Annotated in this window: 3 protein-coding genes; all 3 read right to left on the minus strand. The window is 36.1% G+C overall.

The genetic code is table 11. The features are described from left to right. Positions 1-127 precede the first annotated feature (127 nt). Entirely contained in the window at positions 128-2,578 is a 2,451-nt protein-coding gene (gene topA / locus OZD61_RS00965) for a type I DNA topoisomerase (RefSeq protein ID WP_274979511.1), read from the minus strand. Positions 2,579-2,665: 87 nt separating this feature from the next. Then, the gene (locus OZD61_RS00970) at positions 2,666-4,519 is read right to left on the minus strand and encodes an ankyrin repeat domain-containing protein (protein ID WP_338062823.1); all 1,854 of its coding nucleotides are present in this window, start codon (positions 4,517-4,519) and stop codon (positions 2,666-2,668) included. Continuing rightward, positions 4,516-4,959 carry an ankyrin repeat domain-containing protein gene (locus tag OZD61_RS00975; RefSeq protein ID WP_274979512.1) on the minus strand — a complete coding sequence of 148 codons (444 nt, stop codon included), beginning with the start codon at positions 4,957-4,959 and terminating at the stop codon, positions 4,516-4,518. Before OZD61_RS00975 ends, OZD61_RS00970 begins: the two co-directional genes overlap by 4 nt. Between the last annotated feature and the right edge of the window lie 177 nt (positions 4,960-5,136).

Here is a 5,136-nt window from a genome sequence, read left to right on the forward strand (position 1 = left end):
AGATATACCTCTTTCTTAACTATGCTTATTTTACCTCATATTTTCGAGATCCTTAACAGGTTCTAAGATACAATACCTCAACTTATTTTATTTATAAAAAAGTTATAAATATATACCTTTTAAGTATTTACTTCTTACCCTTAATCAACTCTAAAGCCTTCTTCAAATCTATGCTTTCAATATCTGCACTCTTGCCCAAAGCAACGTTTGTTTTACCGCATTTTATATAGAATCCGTACCTACCGTTGCAGATAAAAACTTCTTTTCCCTTTTCATTAACCCCGAGAGATTTTAACTCTTTGCGTGGACTGTTTGCAATAATTTGTACAACTTCGCTCAATTCTGTATTCAGCACCTCTTTGGAGCTTTTCTTAAGAGAAAAGTATCTACCATCATAGAAAATATAGTACCCAAATCGCCCAAGGCCTATTTTTACTTCCTTTCCGGTTTCAGGGTGTTCTCCGATTACTTTTGGCAAGGAAAGTAACTGAGTAGCGGTGCTCAGATCAATATCATTAACATTTATATCTTTTGGTATAGAAACCGCCTTTTTCTTTTCTGACTCATTATTAAACTGCAGGTAAAGCCCAAAAGGACCTTTTTTAATTACTACCTCTTGTCCTGTTATATCATCTATACCTAAACTTTTTGGATATTCTGAATTGTCGTTACTACCTGTAATTTCTTTTGTATGGTTGCATTCAGGATAGTTAGAACATCCAAGGAACACCCCGGCTTTTCCAAAGTTCAATTTCAATATGCCACCCAAGCAATCAGGACATTTCGTATTCACCTCTTTTTTTCCTTCTTCTGAACAAAACCAATCGATTACCAAATCGTGAATGCCGCTGAAAACTTCATCATGCGTCATTTGCTTGACAGAGTTTACATGACCAAAAAATGGCACCCAAAAGTGGCCTAATTCTTTTTTCCAATCTGCATGTCCATTTGAAATTAAATCAAGCTTCTCTTCCATTTGTGCTGTGAAATCATACTCTACACAACGCTGAAAAAAAGTTTCTAAAAATATAGTAACGATTTTACCGCGGCTGCTTGGAATAAACCTTTTGCTATCCAATGAAACGTACTCACGATCTTGTAATACCGAAATAATTGTTGCATAAGTTGATGGTCGACCTATACCGATTTCTTCCATTTTTTTTACGATACTTGCTTCACTATAACGAGGTGGCGGTTGAGTGAAATGTTGTTTTGGCTCAACTGAAATCAGCTTACACGCTTCCCCTTCCTTCATGGCAGGTAGCAGGCCTTCATTTTCGGCTTCTATGTTATCTTGGTAGACTCTATAAAAACCATCAAAGAATATACTCGACCCACTTGCTCGCAGAACTACTTTTTGATCAGTAGAACTAATTTCAACTACCACTTGATCAAGGATCGCCGACTCCATTTGACTTGCAATGGTCCTTTTCCAGATTAAATCATACAATTTAAATTGCTCTGGCGTTAAGTAATCCTTAATACTACCCGGCGTTCTATTGATATCAGTTGGACGAATTGCTTCATGTGCTTCTTGAGCATTTTTGACCTTTTTTACATATTTACGAGGAGACTGCGGTAAATATTTATCACCATATAATGACTTAATTGATCCTCTAATTGAGTTTATAGCCTCATCTGCAATATGAAACCCATCTGTACGCATGTAAGTTATCAACCCTACAGTTTCACCACCAATATCGATACCTTCGTATAAATTTTGCGCTACTCGCATAACATTTTTCACGTTAAAATACAGCTTATTTACTGCATCTTGCTGAAGACTTGAAGTAATAAACGGAGGAAGCGGGTTTCTCTTAACTTGCTTGCATTCTACTGTGCTTACAGCATATTGCCTTGACTCAATCTCCCTGACTAAGTTTTTTGCTTCTTCTTCATTCTTAATATCAAATTTTTCTAGCTTTTCATTGTCATAGTGGCTTAGCATAGCAAAAAAAGCCTCATCTTTGCTATTTTGCATTTCTGCCTTTATGCTCCAATACTCCTGTGTTATAAACTTACTAATTTCATCTTCTCGTTCGCATATAATCTTTAATGCAACAGACTGCACTCGCCCTGCAGACTTGCTCCCCGACAATTTTGTCCACAGCAGTGGTGACAAGCTAAATCCAACTAGATAATCCAAAGCTCTACGTGCTTGTTGTGCACGCACTAAATCCATATTTATTTCACGTGGATTTTTTATAGCCTCTTGTACTGCTCCTTTTGTTATCTCATTAAAGACTACTCTATAAATGTTGTTTTCATTACTGATTGCTTTCTTTTCTTTTAATGTCTCTATCACATGCCAAGCCATTGCTTCCCCTTCTCTGTCTGGGTCTGTTGCAAGATATATATCTGATGCTTTACTTGCGGCTTTTACTAACTCTTTTATATACTTTTCTGCTTTTTCAATGGTCTCATACTTTATAGCAAAATCATTATCCGGATCGACGGAGCCGTTTTTTGCTGGAAGATCTCTCACATGTCCAAAGGATGCAGCTACTTTGAACTCTTTACCCAAATATTTACCTATCGTCTTTGCTTTCGCAGGTGATTCAACTATTAATAATGCCATATTGTCAATTATTTTAGTACTTAAAGATAATATGTTGAGAAATATACAATGAAAAGTAAAAAAATATTTTAATGGTTCTTGTGAATTTTACGAACCGGGTTGTGGGACCTTTTCAGAAAACCCTTGGACGTTGCTATTTTTAAGTGACTTTGAAGGCTCATTACAATAGTATATGATCGCAGCAGCAACCAGACAACAAGCTCCAACTGCTATTCCCACCGCTAACATTTCTAGGTGAACTGCAATAGCTACTCCTAAAGCAACCCCGGCTATTGCCAGTGCAGAAGCAGCCACACCAGGCAGTTTACTTCTCTTTTCACTTCGTGAACTTGGCTGTATATTATTGTTCTGGATGTCATTTTCTTGATCTGAAACTAGTATTTTAGTACTACCACTTTCAGAAGCTATGCTACTAGAGTTACCGTTGGTTGTTAAAAATTCTGGTTGTGTACTTTGTTGATTACCATTACTTTCGAGTTCTGAAGAAGCCTCACTATTACTTGCACCTATGTGTTTAATAATGCCAGTTATTTCACTTACAGGCTGAGGAACTTGCTCATCAACACTAGAAGAACAAGCTTGATCAATGTTTTGATCATCAGGGCTCTCGCTTGACAGGTTATTCTCTATAACCTTTGCAAACGCCCTTACTTTCAATGTAGGAGCATGCCTTTCTGCAAAATTTTCAAAATCTACGAAGTTAATTAGAGTGATTCCTCCATTTCCTAACTCTTTTCTAAAGTCATCTTTGTGAACTTTAAAAAAGTTTTCTATACCAGCAAATATCATTGCTTGAAAATCACGCCTATAATGCGTTGATAAAGCATCAATTAGCGGCTCATGATTGTGCAGAAAAATTTCTTTTTTTATTTCGTTAGCTTTATTAATTAGAGTATAAGCATATTCTGGATATTGCCTTTGTAAGCTTTTTTGGTTATCAAACTTATTGCGTATATCTTTATTTTTTTCCCATATGCTAGCTAGTTCATTAATGTTGCTTTCTTTTAAAAAGTCATATAGTGGCTTGTCTTCTTTTGTAAGTTTTTCAATCTCTTCCTTATACTTCCGAAGACCTTCTCTATAACTACTAGCTATATCACTATTATACTCTAGTTGAACGGAATCTTTTAACTGCAAATTATCTTGACTGATATGTAAACCAGCAGTTTCCAGTTTTGCTATATGACCTACCAGAATTTTTACCATCTTTATATGGTTATCGTTATTAGTATAATGGCGATTGTGGTAATTGTTAACAGCAGAACCTAACGATATACCTCCCTTTTTATCCCTTTTATCAATATCAGCTCCTCTATCCACCAGAGCTTTCACTATTTCTACCTGGCCACACTCAGCAGCCCAATGTAAAGGAGTTTGTCCATATTTATCTTCTTTATTAACATCAGCACCTTTGTCGATTAAAGCTTTTACTATCTCTACATGTCCCCTTTTAGCAGCCAAATGCAATGGCGTTCTTCCATCTGTGTTTTGTAAATTAACATCAGCCTCTGCTGCTAATAGAGCATTCACTGCATCTGTATGGCCATTTTCAGCAGCCAAATGTAAAGGAGTATCGTAAAGCCAACAATCTCTCACATCAACATCAGCCCCTGCTGCTAATAGAGCATTTATTGCATCTGTATAACCATTTTCAGCAGCCCAATGTAAAGGAGTCCATCCATTTTCACTCTTCGTATTAACACTAGCTTTACTTGCTATTAGAACTTCTACTATCTTTTTATGGTCATTTGCAATAACCCAATGTAAAAGAGCCCATCCATAATTCCATAAACCATCACTCGTATTAATATTAAATTCTTCTGCCTCCAATAGAGCATTTACTGCTTTTGTATGGCCATTTTTAATAGCCAAACGTAAAGGAGTTTCTCCATTATCATCTATTGCATCAATATCAGCCCCTTTTGCTAATAAAGCATTTATTGCACCGTATGGCCTGTTTCAGCAGCCCTATGCAAAGAAGTTTGTTCCTTCTTACTTTTTGCATTAATATTAATCCCCGCCCCCGCTTTTATTAGAGCATTTACTACCTCCTTGTGACCAATTTTGGCAGCCCAATATAAAGGGGTCAGTCCATTCATATCTTTCGTATTAACACCAGCTCCATTTGATATCAGAGCTTCTACTACCTTTTTGCAGCCATCCCTAGTAGCCAAATATAACAATGTAAGTTTAAAAGAGGCAAGACCTGTATATAAGGTGAATTTATAATTTATGTTAAATCTATCATTTTTCCAATCCTGGAATGTACTTAAATCTATCCTCTGTAACCTCTCTTTTATCTTTTCGATTATGTTACCCTGATTTAAATCACCATCAGCATTTACTGCACTTAATATTTTTATCCACTGTTCATATTTCATAACTTTTCTCTACTAAACACTATACAAGCGTTTTATCCAGTATTTCAGCAACTGTCAATTTTGCTAACAAATCACGTAAAAATTTGTAGAAAACACTGGACTCCGTAGGGCTTTGTTGCATAGCAACTGAAAAAATCTGGTGGCTACTGACAAAATTCATTATAAAATAGCCATTTA

The sequence above is a fragment of the Wolbachia endosymbiont of Drosophila bocki genome (genome assembly GCF_028982005.1).
Taxonomy (GTDB): Bacteria; Pseudomonadota; Alphaproteobacteria; order Rickettsiales; family Anaplasmataceae; genus Wolbachia; species Wolbachia pipientis.

Bases quoted from the DNA above. Each gene is read 5' to 3' on its own strand.
- topA (WP_274979511.1), bottom strand. From the start codon at position 2,578: ATGGCATTATTAATAGTTGAATCACCTGCGAAAGCAAAGACGATAGGT.
- OZD61_RS00975 (WP_274979512.1), bottom strand. From the start codon at position 4,959: ATGAAATATGAACAGTGGATAAAAATATTAAGTGCAGTAAATGCTGAT.